Source organism: Aeromonas sp. 603079 (genome assembly GCF_049172135.1).
Classification (GTDB): Bacteria; Pseudomonadota; Gammaproteobacteria; order Enterobacterales; family Aeromonadaceae; genus Aeromonas; species Aeromonas veronii.
Map to the genome: position 1 here is coordinate 25200 of NZ_JAAKPX010000029.1, position 18646 is coordinate 43845.

General features: G+C 58.3%; 18 protein-coding genes and 1 pseudogene. 8 read left to right on the forward strand and 11 right to left on the reverse strand.

The annotated features are described in order from the left end of the window. Positions 1-30 precede the first annotated feature (30 nt). Positions 31-813, reverse strand: a complete 783-nt coding sequence (locus tag G5287_RS18805; protein WP_019445361.1) for an ABC transporter substrate-binding protein — start codon at positions 811-813, stop codon at positions 31-33. A gap of 386 nt (positions 814-1199) precedes the next feature. Here G5287_RS18805 and G5287_RS18810 point away from each other — a divergent pair. Then, a pseudogene (locus tag G5287_RS18810) lies at positions 1200-1809 on the forward strand (ACP phosphodiesterase). 56 nt (positions 1810-1865) lie between these two features. Here the strand turns inward: G5287_RS18810 and G5287_RS18815 are convergent. After that, a complete protein-coding gene (locus G5287_RS18815) occupies positions 1866-2249 on the reverse strand; it encodes a DUF2069 domain-containing protein (RefSeq protein ID WP_019445364.1) in 384 nt (127 codons plus the stop codon). Continuing rightward, positions 2246-2596 (reverse strand): arsenate reductase (glutaredoxin), encoded by a 351-nt coding sequence (gene arsC / locus G5287_RS18820; protein WP_374837408.1) that lies wholly within the window; start codon positions 2594-2596, stop codon positions 2246-2248. Before arsC ends, G5287_RS18815 begins: the two co-directional genes overlap by 4 nt. Positions 2597-2656: 60 nt before the next feature. On the opposite strand from arsC, the gene G5287_RS18825 reads away from it, so the two are divergent. Then, the gene (locus G5287_RS18825) at positions 2657-3139 is read left to right on the forward strand and encodes a TlpA family protein disulfide reductase (protein WP_421231713.1); all 483 of its coding nucleotides are present in this window, start codon (positions 2657-2659) and stop codon (positions 3137-3139) included. Positions 3140-3238: 99 nt separating this feature from the next. Here G5287_RS18825 and G5287_RS18830 read toward each other — a convergent pair whose 3' ends face one another. Next, positions 3239-4693 (reverse strand): M48 family metalloprotease, encoded by a 1455-nt coding sequence (locus G5287_RS18830; protein WP_410170593.1) that lies wholly within the window; start codon positions 4691-4693, stop codon positions 3239-3241. Positions 4694-4814: 121 nt separating this feature from the next. Here G5287_RS18830 and G5287_RS18835 point away from each other — a divergent pair, with 121 nt between their 5' ends. The 3 genes from G5287_RS18835 to G5287_RS18845 are packed head-to-tail and all read left to right on the forward strand — an operon-like array spanning position 4815 to position 6986. Next, on the forward strand, positions 4815-5048 hold the full coding sequence (locus G5287_RS18835; RefSeq protein WP_421231714.1) for a sulfurtransferase TusA family protein: 234 nt from the start codon (positions 4815-4817) through the stop codon (positions 5046-5048). A gap of 25 nt (positions 5049-5073) precedes the next feature. Then, positions 5074-6144, forward strand: coding sequence for an AI-2E family transporter (locus tag G5287_RS18840; RefSeq protein WP_421231715.1), 1071 nt, complete (start codon positions 5074-5076; stop codon positions 6142-6144). Between the two features lie 35 nt (positions 6145-6179). Beyond that, entirely contained in the window at positions 6180-6986 is an 807-nt protein-coding gene (locus tag G5287_RS18845; RefSeq protein ID WP_421231716.1) for a MipA/OmpV family protein, read from the forward strand. A gap of 111 nt (positions 6987-7097) precedes the next feature. On the opposite strand, the gene G5287_RS18850 is transcribed toward G5287_RS18845, so the two are convergent. Further along, positions 7098-7898, reverse strand: a complete 801-nt coding sequence (locus G5287_RS18850; protein ID WP_421231717.1) for an alpha/beta fold hydrolase — start codon at positions 7896-7898, stop codon at positions 7098-7100. A 129-nt stretch (positions 7899-8027) separates the two neighbouring features. Between G5287_RS18850 and ppk2 the strand changes: the two genes are divergently transcribed. After that, positions 8028-8843, forward strand: coding sequence for a polyphosphate kinase 2 (gene ppk2, locus G5287_RS18855; RefSeq protein ID WP_005361444.1), 816 nt, complete (start codon positions 8028-8030; stop codon positions 8841-8843). Positions 8844-8954: 111 nt separating this feature from the next. On the opposite strand, the gene G5287_RS18860 is transcribed toward ppk2, so the two are convergent. From G5287_RS18860 to yejK, 5 genes are all read right to left on the reverse strand, one after another. Beyond that, positions 8955-10091 (reverse strand): ABC transporter ATP-binding protein, encoded by a 1137-nt coding sequence (locus G5287_RS18860; protein ID WP_005333867.1) that lies wholly within the window; start codon positions 10089-10091, stop codon positions 8955-8957. Positions 10092-10159: 68 nt separating this feature from the next. Beyond that, on the reverse strand, positions 10160-11050 hold the full coding sequence (gene malG / locus G5287_RS18865; protein WP_421231718.1) for a maltose ABC transporter permease MalG: 891 nt from the start codon (positions 11048-11050) through the stop codon (positions 10160-10162). A gap of 12 nt (positions 11051-11062) precedes the next feature. After that, entirely contained in the window at positions 11063-12715 is a 1653-nt protein-coding gene (malF, locus tag G5287_RS18870) for a maltose ABC transporter permease MalF (protein ID WP_005333870.1), read from the reverse strand. Between the two features lie 75 nt (positions 12716-12790). Beyond that, positions 12791-13972, reverse strand: a complete 1182-nt coding sequence (malE, locus tag G5287_RS18875) for a maltose/maltodextrin ABC transporter substrate-binding protein MalE (RefSeq protein WP_005333871.1) — start codon at positions 13970-13972, stop codon at positions 12791-12793. 395 nt (positions 13973-14367) lie between these two features. Beyond that, positions 14368-15417: a nucleoid-associated protein YejK gene (gene yejK / locus G5287_RS18880; RefSeq protein WP_227342459.1), complete on the reverse strand. Its 1050-nt coding sequence runs from the start codon at positions 15415-15417 to the stop codon at positions 14368-14370. Positions 15418-15490: 73 nt separating this feature from the next. On the opposite strand from yejK, the gene G5287_RS18885 reads away from it, so the two are divergent. Next, positions 15491-15718: a DUF1414 domain-containing protein gene (locus tag G5287_RS18885; protein ID WP_421231719.1), complete on the forward strand. Its 228-nt coding sequence runs from the start codon at positions 15491-15493 to the stop codon at positions 15716-15718. A gap of 47 nt (positions 15719-15765) precedes the next feature. After that, positions 15766-17616 (forward strand): DUF3413 domain-containing protein, encoded by a 1851-nt coding sequence (locus tag G5287_RS18890; RefSeq protein ID WP_421231720.1) that lies wholly within the window; start codon positions 15766-15768, stop codon positions 17614-17616. Between the two features lie 85 nt (positions 17617-17701). Here G5287_RS18890 and G5287_RS18895 read toward each other — a convergent pair whose 3' ends face one another. Then, entirely contained in the window at positions 17702-18568 is an 867-nt protein-coding gene (locus G5287_RS18895; RefSeq protein ID WP_421231721.1) for a MetQ/NlpA family ABC transporter substrate-binding protein, read from the reverse strand. Between the last annotated feature and the right edge of the window lie 78 nt (positions 18569-18646).

An 18646-nucleotide genomic window follows, 5' to 3' on the forward strand; every position in this document is an offset into this window, starting at 1 on the left:
AAAAGAGAGGGAGCAAGCTCCCTCCTCCCGTCAACCACCATATATATCGTACTTGAAGTACTTCTGGTTGATCTGCTGATAGGTGCCGTTGGCACGCAGTGCCTTGATCGCCTCGTCCAGCTTGCCCTTGAGCTCCTTATCGCTCTTGCGCACGGCGATCCCCATACCATCACCAAACCACTGGCGATCGGTCAGGGCGGGCCCCACATAGTCGAACTTGTCGCCCCCCTCTTTGCCAAGCAGCCCCTGCTCGATGGCAGAGGCATCGGCCAACAGGGCCAGCACCCGACCCGCCTTCAGATCGAGATAGGCCTCATCGGCATTGCCGTAGCGGACTATGGTGACATTCGAGCCAAAATTGTCGGTCAGGTACTTGTCGTGGGTGGTAGCACGCTGCACCCCGATGCGCTTGCCCGCCATGCCTTCCGGGGTCAACGTCAGCTCGGTCCCCTTGGCCGCCACAAAGCGATTGGGAATATGGGCATATTTTTCGGTGAAATCGACCTTCTGGCGCCGCTCGTCGGTGATCGACATGGCGGCGATGATGGCATCGTATTTGCGCGACAGCAGGGCCGGGATCATGCCGTCCCAATCCTGCGCCACCAGCTCGCACTTGACCGCCATCTGCTGACACAGGGCGTTGGCGAGATCAATATCAAACCCCTTGATCTCGCCCGACGCATCGGTCCAGGAGAAGGGCGGGTAGGCCCCCTCCACCCCGAAACGCACGGTTTTCCACTCCTTGGCCATAGCGGGGGTGGCCAGCAGGCTGGCAACAAACAGGGCTGAGAGGGTCAGTCTGATCTTCATCATGTGTACTCCATTACATAAAAAGCGCACAGGCGCGGACAAGGCACCGCAGGCGAATGCATGCGATGACCAAAAGCGGCAAAATCTGGATGAGCGAGATCACGCCCAAGCGGGCGTCAGTGAACTGCTCCAGAGGTTCGCTCTATTCGTCGAACCACTCGGAGAGATAGAAAGGCTTGAAGTAGAAGGCCAGAAAAAAGCCTCTGGCTTTGCGCATCATGGTGGTTTGTCGCGTCCTGTGACAAAGATGGCATCACCTTAGCATGCCCGAATTTTGCCCGGCAAGAGGCAGCCGCCGGGCAGTAGCAAAATCCCGATCATGGTCAAGGCGGGCGGGATCCGTTAGGCTCGAAGCACCTTGCCATCCCATAACAGACCCACAGCGACCGATGAATTTTCTGGCCCATCTCCATCTGGCTGCCCACACCCGAAGCTCCCTCACCGGCAACCTGCTCGGTGATTTTGTCAAAGGCACGCTGCCCACGGGGCTTGCCGCCCACTTCGATGAGGGGATCTGGCTGCACCGGCAAAATTGACGCTTTCACCGACAGCCACCCCGAGCACAAGGCGACCGTCGCCAGTTTCGAGGCCCCCTGGCGCCGCTTTGGCGGCATAGTGGTGGATATGATCTACGACCATTGGCTGAGCCTGCACTGGGAGCTGTTCAGTACCGAGCCCCTACCCCGCTTCCTGCAACGCAGTTATGAGCAGCTATTGGCGGATCACCCACGCCTGCCGGACGGACTGCCACTTCCCCTCAAACGGATGGCCGAGCAGAACTGGATCGCCTCCTATCAGCGCAAGGAGGGGCTGGCGCAGGCCCTCAATGGTATTGGCCGCCGGCTGCGCCGCCCGGTACAACTGGGAGAGGCGCTACTGACCCTCGATGAATCGCAGTGGCAAACAGGCAAGGCGGGGTTTTTGCGCTTCTATCCCGCGCTGATGGACTTTAGCCAGCAGCAGCTGGCCCAATATCGGGCAGCCCAAGGGGCACAGTGATCCCTCTGGATAAAGCAGCTTCCCCATAAAAAACGCCCCTTGCGGGGCATTTGTCATCAGTTGGCTTCGTCTTTCTTTTTGCGAATGCTTAAGCCCAGCTCCCGACCACGCAGTCGGGCGTAATAGATGGTGCCGACAAAGGCGAGAGTGGTGAAGACCAGCTCCACCACCGCCAGCCACCGCTCCCCCTCATCCGTGGTGATCAGGGTGAGGGCGTGGAGGAAATAGGGCATCAATACGAAGTTGCCCCAGGCGTGGGTGTAGGGGTTGCCCTGCACTATCCCCTTGAGAGGGAAGAGCAGCGGCACCGTCCAGATCACCGGCAGCAGCCAGGGATTGAGGTCCGGATGGGGCGACAGCCACAGATGCCAGAGGATGACCCAGCCCAGCAGACCAAAGAAGCCGACCAGAGTCAGCAGACGTGCGAAGCGGGTGCTCACTTGAGGATCTCCAGCACCTGCTCCGGCGGGCGACCAATGCGGGCCTGACCATTCTTGATGACAATGGGGCGCTCGATCAGCTTGGGATGCTGGTGCATGGCGCGAATAAGGGCATCACCGCTGACATCGGCCAATCCCAGATCCTTGTAGAGCTCTTCCTTGGTGCGCATCAGCTGGCGGGGATCGCTAAAACCGAGCAGAGAGAGCAGGTTGCGGATCTCATCTTCGCTCGGGGCCTGCTCCAGATAGAGCACCACATCAGGGGCGATCCCGTGCTGTTCCAGCAGGGCCAGGGTTTCGCGACTCTTGGAGCAGCGCGGATTGTGGTAGATTTGGGTCTCGCTCATGGTAACTCCCTGATTAATCGCAAGATGGGATTAGAAACGGCGCTATTGTAGGGGAAAGTGATGGTCAGGGTAAGCGGCAGTGGAAAGGAATTGAAACGAATTTGTTGGCTGATTGTGGCGGGCCTGCTGGGCGCCTGCACACCCGCCCCCGAATTTACCGATGCAACAGGGCAGTCGGTCAGCCTGCGCCACTTTGCCGGCAAGCCGCTGCTGGTCAACTACTTCGCCCCCTGGTGCGCCCCCTGCCTGCGGGAGATGCCGCGCCTCAACGGGCTGGCGGCAGAAGGCCAGATCACAGTGGTGGCCATCAACTACGACCCGACCACGCCAGCAGAGCTGGACAAGCTGGCTGCGCAGTATCACATCAAGGTGCCGCTCCTTATTGCCAATGAAGATGCCAGCCTCCCCTTCCCTCACCCAAGCGGCCTGCCCACCAGCTATCTGCTTGATAGCGAGGGCAAGCTCAAGAAGACGCTGGTCGGCGAGCTCGACCAGCAGCAGATCGAGATGCTCAAGGCGACCGCCAGCAGCATGCGTCACTAGCCCATCGCTGCAATCACCGTCATGTACATCACGCCACCGCCATAAACAACAAGGGCGCACCATAGTGCGCCCTTATTTGCTTGGCCAATGCCAGTTTCGTTAGCCCTTGAGGCTGTCGAGATCCTTCTTGGCCCGCTCCAGCTCGGTGATGCGCGCCTCCAGACGAGCCAGAGTCATCCGGTCGCTGGTGGTACCGCGCGCCACGATCAGTTCGTCGATGGCTGCCTGATAATCCCCGCGCAGCGAGAGCATCTCGGCCCGCGCCATATGCAGCTCGGTCATTCTGCCTGCCTTGCGATAGGCATCAGCCAGCAGGTTCCAGGCCAGATTGTTCTCCTCATGGGCACGGGCATAGGGGTCAAGGATAGCGATGGATTTCTTGTAGTTGCCGCTCTCGAGGTAGGCGTTGCCGAGGTTGACTACCACCACTTCGTTATCCGGCATCCGGCTGCGGAACTTCTCGAGGCGCGCGATGGCCTGGGCACTGCGCCCCTTGGCCAGATCGATGTCGGTCTGGGCATCGACGATAAAGAGATCTTCCGGATGACGGGCCGCCAGCTCCTGCATCAGGGTATCCGCCTCGTCGGTACGCTTGAGCTGGATCAGCGCCAGCGCCTTGCCATAGATGGCGGCATCCTTGAGCGGGTAATCCCCCTTCTGGATCCGGCTATCGAAGTAGCTCAGCAGCCCCTGCGGGGTATCGGTACCAAAACGCACCTGAATCCGCACCTTGGCCAGCCAGAAGTCGAGGCTGGGCGGCAAGTCGCGGCGGCCATAGCTGCCCGCCCGAGCGCGGGCCTCGCTGATCCGGGTCTCCGGCAGCGGGTGAGTGAGCAGCATTTCCGGCGGCTTGCTGGCGTAACGGTATTCGGCAGCCAGTTTCTGGAAGAAGTTGGCCATCCCCATGGGATCGAAACCGGCATCATAGAGGGTCTTCATGCCGATCCGGTCCGCTTCGTATTCGTTGTCGCGGGTGTAGTTGATGGCAGACTGCATGGAGAGACCCAGCGTGGTCTGCAACGCAGCGATCCCGGCGGTCGGGTTGATCACCGCCAGCGCGATGGAGCCCACCAGACCGGCCAGGGTCACCGCCGAGCTGCTCGCCTGCGCCTCCATGTAACGGGCGATATGGCGCTGAGTCACATGGGTGATTTCGTGGGCCAGTACCGAGGCCAGCTCGCTCTCGCTGTCGGCGTAGAGGAAGAGGCCGGTGTGCACCTTGACTCGCCCGCCGAGGAAAGCGGCCGCGTTGATGCTGGGATCATTGATGAGGAAGAAGGTAAACGGGAAACGCACCCCATCGGCGTTGGTCAGCAGTCGCTGACCCAGATCGTCAATGTACTGGCTCAGCACCGGATCATCGATGATCGGCAAACCCGCACGAGCAAAGCGCATAAAAGCGTTGCCGTAACGCACTTCCTGCTCGATGGGCAGGGCCGCCACCCCGGCCGTGCCGATGTCGGGAAGCTGATTGTTGGCCTCGGCATGAAACGTGGCGCCCATCAGGGAAGCCAGCAGGGGAAGCGATGCCATCAGGGGGGAAAAGCGTGCCACGTTATCTCTATCTCCATCAGAAAGGGCCTCGGCAGAATACCCTTGCCCATCAAGGGCTACAAGCGTTGTTTCACGCTCTTATCACGGCCATAATAGCGGCCACCTGCCTGATGGAGCCCCCATGGAAGTTCTCGACCTGACCCCCTGGCGTTGCCCCGAGCCGCTGATCCGGCTCAAGCTCTGGTTAAGGGAGGCCAAAAGCGGTCAAACCGTCACCATCCGGCTGGCCGATGCGGGCTCCCGGCAGGATATTCCGGCCTATCTGCACCGTCAGGGCCACCATGTCGAGATGCAGCAAGAAGCGGACAATACCCTCTCTTTGCAGTTGGTTGTCGGGGCGAAACAGCCATCTTGAGCCCCAGTGATGTAAGGATGCCGTCATGTTAGAAGTATTGAAGCACTGGTATCAGACCCGTTTTTCCGATCCCGATGCCGTTACCCTGTTCCTGTTGCTGGTGTTCTGCTTTGCCATCATCTGGCTGTTTGGCGATCTGCTGGCCCCCCTGCTGGTGGCACTGGTAATGGCCTACCTGCTGGAGTGGCCGGTCGCCCGGCTGCAAAAAGCGGGGCTGTCGCGCACCCTGGCCACCAGCATCATCCTGATCCTCTTTATTGCGGTGGCTGTGGCCTCCTTGCTGGGTCTTATCCCGACGCTGGTGAGTCAGGGGATCAATCTGGCCAAAGAGGCGCCCGCCATGCTGACCCACGCTCAGGATTATGTGCGCACCCTGCCCGACCGCTACCCCGAGCTCATCGACGTCAGTCTGGTGGAGACCGTCATCGATAATATTCGCCAGCGTATCCTCAGTGGCGGCGAGCATCTGGTGAGCGCCTCCCTCAGCTCGCTGGTCAATGTGGTTGCCATCATGATCTACCTCATTCTGGTACCGCTGATGGTCTTCTTTATGCTCAAAGACAAGCGGGTACTGATGGGCAGCCTGCGCCGCTTTCTGCCGCGCAACCGCACCCTGGTCAACCGGGTGTGGGTGGAGATGAACAACCAGATCATCAACTACATCCGCGGCAAGGTGATCGAGATCCTGATCGTCGGGATTGCCACTTATATCCCCTTTGCGCTGATGGGATTGCGCTACTCTGTGCTGCTGGCGGTCGCGGTCGGCTTCTCTGTGCTGATCCCCTATATCGGCGCCGCCGTGGTGACCGTACCGGTAGCCATGGTCGCCCTGTTCCAGTGGGGGCTCACCCCCGAATTCGCCTGGCTGATGGTGGCCTATCTGGTCATTCAGGCCCTCGATGGCAACCTGCTGGTACCTGTGCTCTTCTCGGAAGCGGTCAACCTCCATCCGGTGGCCATCATCATCGCCGTGCTGGTCTTCGGCGGCTTGTGGGGATTCTGGGGAGTCTTCTTCGCCATTCCCCTCGCCACCCTGGTCAAGGCGGTGCTCAATGCCTGGCCAAAACGCGAAGAGATGCCCAGTGCCGCAAAATAACCTGCTTCCCCTGCAATCGTGACAACGGAGTGTCCATGATATTTTTCCGTCAAATCAGAGCGGCAGGGCTAACGGCCCTGCTCCTCGCTGCCGCCATGCCAGCGCGTGCCGATATCGATCTTGGCGCCATGGATCTGCTCACCAGCGACAGCCCTACCAGCCCGGTGCCACAGGGCTTTGTCGCCGGTGCGGCGCTCATCGGGGGACAGGCCCGTTATGAAGCGCAGGACAACGCCCTCTACGCCATCCCGGGCTTTATCTACTTCGGCGACGACTTTATGTTTCTGGGAGATCGGGCCCGCTATTACTTCCACAAGGATGAGAACGTGGCCCTCTACGGCTATGGCCGGGTCCGTTTTGGCAATCTGGATCCCGAGGACTCTCCGGCCTTTACTGGCATGGAGCAGCGAAAATGGCAGCTGGAAGGCGGGATCGGTGGCAACATCATCACCCCCTACGCCCTGCTGACCGTGCGTGCCAACAGCGATGTCACCGGCCGCAGCAAGGGACAGGAGCTGCTGCTGTGGGCCGATTTCCCCATCCTGCGTGACAACCTGCTGATCATGCCGGGGATGGGGCTGATGCTGCGCAGCGACAAGATGGCCAACTACTACTTCGGCGGCATCTCCGAGAGCGAGGCAACCGCCCAGCGGCCCGCCTGGGATACCGGTACCACCCTCTCCCCGATGACGGCCCTCATCACCAGTTACCGCTTCAGCCCCAACTGGATTGGCATGTTTGCCATGAACTACGAATGGTATGATCGGGACATCAAAAACAGCCCCATCGTCCAGCACGACGGCGAGCTCTATGCGGGTTTTGCGCTGGGCTATATCTGGTAACAGTTATGAATCTTGAACCGTGAGACACGACCAAACAAAAGGGAGCCATCGGCTCCCTTTTCCACGACCATCAAGCTGGTCGTACAGCCTGCTCAAGCTGCCAATTCAGGCTTACAACGCCGCCAGAAACTCGGTCAGCTGCTGATTGATGAAGGCCGGATTTTCCAGCGACGAGATGTGGCCAGCCATCGGGATCTCCCTGAACGGGCAACCCAGCACCTCGGCCATCAGATAGCCCTCCAGCACCGGACGCGCCTTGTCCTCGCAGCCGGTCATCACCAGCGCGGGAGTGGTGATCTCCTCCAGCCACTCGATACGATCTTCGCGGGTCACAAAGCTGCGGCCCACCGCTACCATGGCGGCAATCTTCTCGTTTGGCCAGGCGGCCAGACGCGCCTTGAAATCGGCCAGCAAGTCGGCATCGGGCTGGTTCGCAAAGAAGATAGGCGCCACCTGTTCGATGATGGGCGCCGGCACGGTGCCGAGCTGCTCGATCATCGCCAGCATGCCGAGGTAGCGCTCGCAGGTGATCTGCGGTTCCAGGCCAACGAAGCTGTCCATCAGCACCAGCCCCTTGAGGCGAGCTGGTGCCATGCGCGCCAGCTCCACACCCCACATGCCGCCGATGGAGAGGCCCACCAGCACGAACTCGTCGACCCCGAGGGCATCGAGCAGCGCCAGGTGATCCCGCGCCAGGGTTGCCAGCGTGCAGGCGCCTTCCGGAAGCAGGTCGGAATCACCGTGGCCCCACAGCTCGGGAACGATGCAGCGATAGCTGCCCTTGAGCGCCTCGATTTGCGGCGCCCACATGGCGCTGTCCCACAGATAGCTGTGGCCAAACAGCAGTACCGGCCCTTGCCCTTCGTCCAGATAGGCCATCCGGCGGCCCGCTATCTCCATAAAATGCTTCATGTTATCTCCTGTTGCCAGCGATGGGCGGGCAGTGTATCACGTCTCCCCTTGGCAGGTGACGCCTCCCTGGTGCAAGCTGGCAGTGACTCAAAGAAGTCACCCATGAAAGGATGCCAAAAGGAGAAGCCCATGGCGAAGGAGAAGAGCAAGAAGCGGCCACGTCTGGACAAGAAGTGCTACGAGCACCACCTTGCCCATCTGCAGGAGGAGCTGGTCAAGCTGCAGGAGTGGGTCAAGCAGGAGGGATTGAAGGTAGTGGTACTGTTCGAGGGACGGGACGCCGCGGGTAAAGGGGGCGTCATCAAGGCGATCACCGAGCCGCTCAACCCCCGGGTCTGCCGGGTCACGGCGCTGCCCGCCCCCTCCGATCGGGAACGCTCCCAGTGGTACTTTCAGCGTTATGTGGCCCACCTGCCCGCCGCTGGCGAGATGGTGCTGTTTGACCGCTCCTGGTACAACCGGGCCGGAGTCGAGCGGGTGATGGGATTTTGCAGCGACGCCGAGTATCGCGAGTTTCTGCGCGCCTGCCCCGAGTTTGAGCGGATGCTGATCCGCTCCGGCATCACCTTGATCAAATACTGGTTCTCGGTCAGTGACGAGGAGCAGGAGAAGCGCTTTAAAGAGCGGATCAACACCCCCATCAAGCGCTGGAAATTCAGCCCGATGGATTTGCAGTCCCGCTCGCGCTGGGTGGAATACTCCCGCGCCAAGGATGACATGTTCACCTACACCGACACCGAGGATTGTCCCTGGTTCGTGGTGGAGGCAGATGACAAACGCCGTGCCCGCCTCAACTGCATTGCACATCTGCTGAGCAAGGTGCCCTACGAGGCGATCCACTACGAGCCTATCAAGCTCCCCCCCATCAAGACCGAAGGGTATGAACGCCCGCCGCTGGCCAGCCAAACCTTTGTACCCGATATTACCGCCGAACTCGAGGCTTGAACCGGGTTACCTTGCCTATCTGCATGTTCAAATCGCAGGCAATAAAAAGCCGGTCTGACGACCGGCAAAAAGGCATTGATTATTAAGAAAGGAAAACCAGCACAACAAAAATCAGGTACGGATATATTTGGCGGTACGGGGGAACGCCTGCTCCTTGGCATCGAACAGATAGCAGGCTTCGGCCGGAATACCCACGCTGTAGGTCTGACCGGTCGCCACATCCACATCCGAGGTGGCCTTGACGGTAAAATCGTGACCATCCACATCCATATAAACGAATGACTCGGCGCCCAGGTGCTCGGCCACCTGCACGATCCCGCTCACCTTGCTGTGTGCATGGGGGTGATCCAGCGGCATCAGATGCTCGGGGCGAATGCCCAGCTCCACCTTGTCACCCACAGCGCCACTGCGGGCATCGACCCGGGCACGCACGGTATCGCCAGAGGTCAACTTGACAAGGCACTCCTGCTCGCCAATCTCCAGCAACTCGCCCGCCAGGAAGTTCATCTTGGGAGAGCCGATAAAGCCCGCCACGAACTTGTTGTCCGGGTTGTGGTAGAGATCCAGCGGTGAACCGAACTGTTCCAGGTTGGTGGCAGCTTCCGCCTTGAGCGGGCTCAGCACAACAATCTTGTCGGCCAGGGTCATCGCTTCCACCTGATCGTGGGTCACGTAGATGATGGTGGAGTTAAGCTCTTTGTGAAGCTTGGCGATCTCGATCCGCATCTTGACCCGCAGCGCGGCATCCAGGTTGGAGAGCGGTTCGTCAAACAGGAACACCTGCGGCTGCTGCACGATGGAGCGACCGATGGCGACCCGCTGACGCTGACCACCGGAGAGCGCCTTGGGCTTTCTGTCCAGCAGCGGCTCGAGACCCAGGATCTCGGCGGCGCGCATCACCCGCTTGTGGATGTTCTCTTTGTCCATCTTCTTGAGCTTCAGACCAAAGGCCATGTTCTCGTAGATGTTCATGTGCGGATAAAGGGCGTAGGACTGGAACACCATGCCGACGTTGCGCTCTACCGGCGGCACGTCGTTCATGTAGCGACCGCCGATGGTCAGCTCACCGCTGGTGATGTCTTCCAGACCCGCGATCATCCGCAGCAGGGTGGATTTGCCACAGCCGGACGGGCCGACGAAGACAATGAACTCCCCTTCCTTGATGGAGAGGTTGATGTTGCGCAGGGTGTCCTTGTGAACAGCCGGATCGTAATTTTTGCGAACGTTGTTGAGTACTACTTCAGCCATGACGAGCTCCGCTCTTGAATCTTTGCAAATCGTGATAGCGGGGGGAGTCAGCTCCCCCGGCCATAAACTTAACCTTTCACACCACCAGCAGTCAGACCGCCAACCAACCAGCGCTGTGCCAACAGGAAGACCACAGTGATGGGGAAACCGGAGAGCACTGCGGCCGCCGCGAAATCACCCCACAGATAGTTCTGCGGATAGAGGTACTGCTGGGCCCCGACCGCCAGGGTCAGATTGTTCACATCCTGCAGCAGGATGGAGGCCATGGGCACCTCGGTAATGGAGCCGATAAAGGCCAGAATAAACACTACCGCCAGGATGGGCACCGACAGGGGCAACAGGATCAGACGGAATGCCTGCCACGGGGTCGCCCCGTCGATGGCCGCCGCCTCCTCCAGGGAGGAGTCGATGGTCTCGAAGTAGCCCTTGATGGTCCAGACGTGCAGGGCAATCCCCCCCATGTACGCCAGGATCAGGCCACCGTGGGTGTTGAGACCCAGCCAGGGAATATAGTCACCAATCTTGTTAAAGAGCGCGTAGATGGCTACCAGTGCCAGCACTGCCGGGAACATCTGGAAAATCAGCATACCCTGCAGGATGGTGGACTTGCCACGAAAACGCAGGCGGGCAAAGGCGTAAGCACAGGTGGTGGAGAGCGTCACGATCATCAGGGCAGTGATGCCGGCGATCTTGATGGAGTTCCACAACCAGGTCAGCACCGGGAACGGCGGCGGCATGATGCTGCCGTCGGCGTTGGTGATGGACATGCCCAGCGCCAGCTTCCAGTGATCCAGCGTCGGATTGGAGGGGATGATCTCCCCTACCGCGAAGTTACCGTTACGGAACGAGATGGCGATAACCATGATCAACGGGAAGATGATCAACGCCAGGAAGCCCCACATGACCAGGTGGGTTGCCCACACCCGGTATTTGACTGATTTGGGTTGTACGATTGCCATGTTGAAGCCTCCTTACAGCTGCTTGTCGGCTTTGGACAATTTCAGGTTGAGCAGCGCCAGCGCACCTACGATGAGGAAGATGGCTGTGGCGATGGCACTGGCCAGACCGTAGTCCTGACCACCCGATCCCTGGAACGCAATCCGGTAGGTATAACTCACCAGCAAGTCGGTGGTACCGGCCGGGGTGCTGGCGCCGATGATGTCGGGCGCACCGTTGGTCAACAACTGGATAAGCACGAAGTTGTTGAAGTTGAAGGCGAACGAGGCAATCAACAGCGGTGTCAGCGGCTTCATCAGCAGCGGCACGGTGATCTTGAAGAAGTTCTGTACCGGGCCGGCACCGTCCATGGCGGACGCTTCATAGAGATCTTCCGGAATGGCTTTGAGCAGGCCCATGCAGAGGATCATCATGTAGGGGTAGCCGAGCCAGGTGTTGACAATCAGGATCATCACCTTGGCCAGGAAGGGGTTGGTATACCAGTCCGGTTTGATGCCAAATGCCGCTTCCAGGAACATGTTGATCTCACCGAAGTTCTGGTTGAACAACCCCTTGAACACCAGGATGGAGATAAACGCCGGGATCGCATAGGGCAGGATCAACATGACCCGATAGAAACCGCGCCCCTTGAGCTCTTCCCACTGCACCAGACAGGCCAGCACCATGCCGATAGCCAGGGTGAAAGCGACGGAGCAGGTTGAGAAGATCACGGTCCAGATGAAGATCTGCAGGAAGGGTGACTGGATGCCCGGATCGGTGACGATGCGCGCGAAGTTCTTCCAACCGACGCTCACCACAAAGCCCGGAGCAATCCCCTTGCCGACAAACTGACCCTGTTCGTCGATGTACTGATAGAAGCCGGTCTCGCCATTGGGCAGCATCAGCTCGCCATTCTGGGTATCACGCAGCAGGTTGCTGTCTTTGATCACCACGCCGGACTTGAGCACGGCACCATCCATCAGACGGGTGTAGTGCTGCTTCTGGGCGGCAAACTTGCGCAGGCTGCTCAGGGTCAGGTGGGTACCGCCATCCGGCAGCACCAGATCAAGGTCACTCAGGTGAGTACGATGCTCAACAATGGCGCGGATCGGTGCGGCCTTGCTGGCCGCTTCGCCGGTGAAGGGCTGCAGCTCGACCACTTGCTGGGTGTTCTGCACACGGCCCTCGCGGGACGCCAGCTCACGGGCCTTGTTGGTCATCAGGGAAACAGGTTGGCTGATAAAGGATTGATCATCCTGTGTCAGCAGCAGCTGGAACTGGCCGTTGTCGCCACCCAGCAGGGTAAAATCGAATTCACCGCCCGCCACCTTGTAGGTTTTCTTCAGGTGGTAGTCCCGCGCCTGCTCCACGGAGAGCAAGTTGGACCCCGAATAGTTGGTGAAGGCAATGCCAATGGTGTAGGCAAGAGGGAAGATGATAAACACAACCATGCCCGCAACACCCGGAAAGATGTAGCGATGGGCATAGGTCTTCTTGTTCATGAAGACATACAGACCGACGGAAACCACCACCAGATCCAGCAGCGCGAATACCCACTCGCCACTGGCGTACATCATCACGGCTGCGTAGCCGTTGAGGATGGCAACCAGGGCCGCTATGGTCCACTTAAGCCAGGTGTGCTTATCCTTCGGACCGGCATAGGACTCAACAGAAGGTACTACTTCCATGCCAATTAACCTTTATAACGCCAAGAGAGATTTGAGAGAGTGGGAGGCCATGACGGCCTCCCGGGTAGTGCGTGCTTACTGAACGATACGCTTGGCAGCGGTATCCAGAGCTTCGTCAACACCCTGACGACCGGAGGTCACGTTCTTGAGGGCAGTTTCGAAGGAAGACCAGAAACGGCTCATCTCGGGAACGGATGGCATCGGCTCGCCAGCCTGGGCGTTCAGCATGGTGGCCTTGATGTGCGGATCGGATTCCAGGGTCTTCTGGAAGGATTTCAGCGCAACGGCACCCAGCGGCTTGTCGGCGTTAACCGGCGCCAGACCGGCATCGGTCAGCAGGTAGTTTTCCAGGAACTCGATAGCCAGATCCTTGTTCGGGCTGGCAGCGTTGATGGTGGCACCCAGTACGCCAACGAAGGCTTTGGCCGGCTTGCCGTTCAGGGTCGGCAGCGGCGCTACACCGTACTTGATGCCGCTCTTGTCCAGGTTGCTCCAGGCCCAGGGACCATTGATCATCATGGCCACTTCGCCCTTGTTGAACTTGGCGTCCATCACACCGTAGTCGATGCCTTTTTCCAGGTGACCGGACTTGATCATCTCGGAGATGTAGCCCACGCCCATCTTGGCACCTGCGTTGTTCACGCCGGTATCTTTGACGTCATAACCGGTAGCGGTTTTCTTGAAGGCGTAACCACCGTTGGCAGCCACCAGCGGATAGCTGAAGTACGGGGTGTCATAAGCCCACATGATGGCGCGCTTGCCGTTTTTCTTCAGAGTCTCGTCAATCTTGGCGATCTCTTCGAAGGTTTTCGGCGGCTCGGGCAGCAGGTCCTTGTTATAAATCAGGCTGACTGCTTCCATGGCAACCGGGTAGCCATAGGTTTTGCCATCAACAGTCATGGCATCCCATGCCAGCTGTTCAAATTTGCCTTTGGTGGCAGCGTTCGGCGTTACCGGAACCAGCAAACCGGCTTTGACCCACTCACCGTAACGGTCGTGAGCCCAGAAGAAGATGTCCGGGCCGTTGCCAGTGGCGGCGGCTTGCTGGAATTTCACTTCAACCTGATCCGGGTGAGCCACAGTAACCTTGATGCCGGTTTCTGCTTCAAACTTCTTACCCACTTCAGCCAGACCGTTGTATCCCTTGTCACCGTTGATCCAGATGGTCAGCTGGCCTTCATCGATGGCAGCAGTAGCAGAGCAAGCGACGCCAAGAGTGGCCAGACCGATCAGGGATGACAGCAATTTCTTTTTCATGAGCCTTTCCTTGTATTAGTTCCGCGCTGTAAGAGCATTGTGTGCGAGATGAATATTATCCCAAGCGGCAAACGGCTCACATGACGCAACTCGCATTTTTGAAATGCAATTACGTATTTCCTTCCAGAAAGTTTTGAAAACATTTTCTTATTTCAGGGGGTTAGCGCCATTTATTGGCATATTTCTCGCCAACACAAGAAATTAAATTACCAAATAGAAATAAAAAGACATGAATGAAAGGGTTTTCACCTCATTGAAAACCCTTTCACATGGATAATTCTGTTTAATTTGTTAACAAAGCACCGAGTTGCTTTCGCTACCCCCTGCCCCATTAAATAAAAAGACACCGCAGCGAACTGCGGTGTCTTTTTGCCAAAAATGAAGGCCGGATCACATTATGACTGGCGCAGCAGCTGATCCTTGAGATTGGGCGGCACCCCCTTGATGGTCAGGGTATCGGTCTGCGGGTCATAAAACACCCGGCTGTTCAACAGTTTCTGCTCAAAGCTCAAAGTCAGGCCGCCGCCGGAGCCGACAAACTTGGTCAAGCCGCGCAGGGTAGAGCGATCAGCCGGGAAACGCTCTTCCAGCTCATACTCCTGACCGATAAAGCTGTAAAAATCGAGATCGCCATCGCCGGGCAATTCCGCTGACAGCTCCTTGATTTCGATCTCTTCACCGGCGCTCGCCTGCTCGGTGCAATATTTGAAGACCTGCTTTTTATAGTCATTGCGCTCGGTCGGTTCGAGCTGGCGACTGTCGCAATAATCTTCTACCGCCTGCAGCAAGCCTTTATTTTGCACCTTGGCATCCATCCCCTCGCGGGCCCCCAGCAGATCCATAAAGAAGTCGCCCAGTTTGCGGCCAATGCGCCCCTTGCTGAAGGTGATATAGCGGCGCGAATCAGGTTGGGTTTTCCATTCGGTCAAATCGATGCGGGCCACCAGATTGAGTTTGCCGATATCCAGATACTGGATATGGCGCAATTCCAGCGCTTCGCTGACGGTGACGCTCTCCTTGCCTTCCAGCAGAGCGATCATCAGGTAATCAACCCCCACATAGTTGTACTTGGCAAACAGCAGTACCCCCTGCTCGTCGAGGGCATGTTCCACCAGTTGCCTGACCAGCAGCTGGGTCATCTCCACCGAGAAGGGGACAAATTCGAGCTGCTCGTCGAGCAGTTTTTCCAGCGCAATGCGAAACAGGGGAGAAGGCTGTTTGGGGGCCTCTTCACCGTCCGCCAGCTCGGCGACAGCGGCCTCGGGGTCTGCAAAAAAGCCAAAGCCCTTGCCCCCCTTGCCATTGTAAATGCGGTGCAGCTCCGCCATCAGCCCCTGTACTGCCTCGTCAGCAGGCAGAAGCTGGCTGCGGGTATCGGCGTGAGGTTGACCATCGCCGCCCTGGCGCAAGGAGTGAAGAATGATCTTGTCGATATCGAGACTCATGTCACAAAGCCATAGTGTTAGCCGAAAGGGTGAAGTATTATAAGGCGCTTTGAACCGAGATGAACTGAAGATTATGCCTATCGTATCAAAGTACAATAACGAGCAATTTGACGCCCTGATGAACGACCTGATCACCGCGCTGGAAAAGCATAAAGCGCCGGTGGATCTCAGCCTTATGGTGCTTGGCAATCTGACCACCAATATCATCAACGGTATGGCACCGGCCCAGCGCCAGGCCATCACTGAAAAGTTTGTCCAGGCCCTGACCGCATCGGTCAATAATCGCCACGACGCACACTGAGTCCCCGACTCTGTTGATTTGACGTTTCTCAACGCAGATGGATCACTATGGTCGAAACCGGTAACCCCTATCGTGATAATGTCTCTCGCCTGATCACCTGGGGGCATTGGTTCTCCTTCTTCAACATTATTCTGGCCATGCTCATTGCCACCCGTTATCTGGGTGCCATCAGCTGGCCATCGACCACGCTTGGCGTGATCTATCTCGTTGTAAGCTGGATTGGCCACTTCTCGTTTCTGAGTTTTGTCACCTACCTGTTGACGATCTTCCCGCTAAGCTTCGTGCTGCCCAAGGAGAAGTCGTTGCGGTTCATCTCGGCCATCATCGCTACCCTGGCGCTGGTGCTGCTGCTGATCGACACCCAGGTATTCCGGCTGTTCAAGTTCCACCTCAACAGTCAGGTATGGCAGTTGCTGCTGGATCAGGCGCAAACCGAAGAGGGCTCAATCTGGAGCATCATCTTCGTTGCCGTGCCCACCATCTTCCTGCTGCAACTGCTGCTGTCGGCCTATGTCTGGCGCAAGATCAACAAGCGCAAGCGCCGCCAGTACGGCAATCAGGTGGGGCTGGCCCTGCTGATCTGCTTTATTCTGACCCACGTGGTCAACAGCTGGGCGGATGCGACCCTCTATCAGCCGATCACCATGCAGAGAGCCAACTTCCCCCTCTCCTACCCCATGACGGCCCGCTCCTTCCTGGCCAAACATGGCTGGCTGGATCTGGATCAATACGAGAAGCAGGCTGCTTCCCAGGGGGATAACAGCGACAGCCGGATGCACTATCCGCTGCGCCCGCTCAACGTCAACGCCCCCCTGACTCACAACAATCTGCTTATTGTGGTGGTCGACTCATTGCGTTTTGACATGCTCAACAACATCAACATGCCCAATCTGCAGCGCTATGCGGATCAGCATCTGACGTTCCGCAATCACCTGAGTGGTGGCAACGATGACCTTATGGGCATGTTCAGCCTCTTCTACGGGTTGCCCGGCCACTACTACAAGGACATCAGCAGCGACAAGCGTCCGCCGGTGCTGTTCGACGAGATGCTGCGCCAGGATTACCAGTTCGGGCTATTCGGCGCGATGGAAGATGCCCAGAAGTATCGCAAGAGCATCCTCGCCGGTCTGCGCAAACAGGTGTTTGTCTCCGAGCAGAGTGACGATGGCAAGCTGCTGACCGACTGGCAGCAGTGGCTGGAGAAGCGCTCTCCCGAGCGTCCCTGGTTCTCGCTGGTCTATCTCTCGAGCCCCGGCGACTACCAGTTGCCCGCCACCATGAAGGGGCCGTTCCAACCGGAGCTCGCCAACTTCAATCCGGCGACCGCCTATCGGGCGGAGAACCTGCAAAAACTGGAGAACCGCTACAAGAACTCGGTCTTCTATACCGACCAGTTGCTTGAGCAGATGCTGACCAAATTGCAGTCGCAGGGGATGGACAGCAACACCATCGTCGTGATCACCTCCAACCATGGTCAGGAGTTCAACGACACCCGCAGCAACAGCTGGGGCGCAGGCAGCAACTACTCACCCTATCAGGTGCAGGTACCACTGGTACTGGCCTGGCCGGGGCGCGGCAGTGACGTTCGGGAACAACCAAGCAGCCATTTCGATCTGGCGCCGACCCTGATGCAGGGGATGCTGGGCGTGCGCAATCCGGCGCGCGATTACAGCGTTGGCCGCTCGCTGTTTGATACCAACCCGCGCAACTGGCTGCTGGCCGGGGATCAGAACGACTTCGCCATCTATGAAGGGGACACCATCACCCACTTCAACAAGCAGGGTGACTTCGAACTGCTGGAGCGCAACAGCTATCGCCCGATCAAGCACGGCACCCCGGATATGGGCGCCATGATCCAGGTGATGAACGAGCTGAACCGCTTCTATCGCAACCAGTGAAGCGCCCGTTAATGGCTTGCTACCATAAAAAACGCCCCGAATTCGGGGCGTTTTTCGTTGTATAGCCGGGCCACGTTCACGACAGTTAGCCACCCCACCCTTGCGGGTACTTGTAGCCGACGAAACGCTTGGCTGCATAGGCTTTGAAAGCCGCCGAGTTGTAGGCCGCCGCCACATCTTTGGCAAACGGCTGCTCCGCATCTGCGCTTTTCACCACCACCCAGTTGATAAAATCGTAGCTGCGCTCCAGAAACAGTCCTTCACTGAACGGGATACCGCTGGAGGCAGCAAAATTACCGTTGATCACCGAGAAGTCCACATCCTCGCGCGAGCGGGGCAACTGCGCCGCCTCCAGCAGTACCAGCTTGAGATTGTGCGGATTGTTCACCACATCAAACTCGCTCGCTTTTAGCGGGTTTATCCCCTCCTTGAGAGTGAGCCAACCAAGATCCTGCAGCATCAACAGCGCCCGCGCCTGATTGGTGGGATCGTTGGGGATGGCCACCGTGCTCCCCTTTTTCACTTTGTCGAGTGCTGCCAGCTTGCCGGAGTAGAGCCCCATCGGACCGGTTGGCACCTGGGTAATGGGTGCCAGCGACAAGCCGCGATCTCTGGCAAAACTCTCCAGATAAGGTTTGTGCTGGAAGCAGTTCACATCCAGTGATCCGTCAGCCAGAGCAATATTGGGGGTCACATAGTCGGTGAACTCCACCAGCTTGACCTTATACCCCTTGGCCTCCAGCTGCGGCTTGATGGAGTCGGTCACCATGTCGGCAAAATCCCCCACCGTAGTACCAATCACAATCTCCTGTTTGGTCGGCAAGGACGCATCGGCGGCAACCGCGGAAAAAGAGAGGCTCCCGACCGCTATCGCGGCAATAAAGGTGCTGGCGCCAGCAGTGGCGCGCAAGGAAGCAGTCAAAGGAGAAGATAAGAAGGAACGAAACGGCATAGGGACTCCCAGTCAGGTACGCATCAAGCTATGGGACTGCGGCGGGGCCGCCCTCAGAAGTAACGCCCTTCACACCGC